Source organism: Streptomyces sp. GbtcB7 (assembly GCF_019091445.1).
Taxonomy (GTDB): Bacteria; Actinomycetota; Actinomycetes; order Streptomycetales; family Streptomycetaceae; genus Streptomyces; species Streptomyces mirabilis.
In genome coordinates this window covers 1-244 of the sequence record NZ_JAGXJM010000507.1, presented here as the reverse complement: position 1 = coordinate 244, position 244 = coordinate 1, and the positions used below count along the sequence as shown (strand labels likewise).

1 pseudogene is annotated in these 244 nt (G+C 73.8%); it reads right to left on the bottom strand.

The features are described from left to right. A pseudogene (locus tag KVT44_RS56635) lies at positions 1–244 on the bottom strand (MFS transporter); the annotation flags it as partial.

Below are 244 nucleotides of genomic sequence, written 5' to 3'. Positions count from 1 at the left end.
GGGCGGCAGCGTGAACGACAGGAACGTCCCCGCGATGAAGATGACGAAGGCGCCGTAGGGCGGATAGCGCGGGCCGAGGGCCTGCAACCCCGCCCCGATCGGCGGGGCGACACCGGTGGCCAGGAGTCCGCCCAGGGTGACCCGGGGGTTCGCCTTCACCAGGGGGAACCGGGGGGGCAACAGCCGCGGAACCAGGGCGCTTCGGACGTCCCCGTACGACCTGGAGGCGCCCAGCACGCCCAGC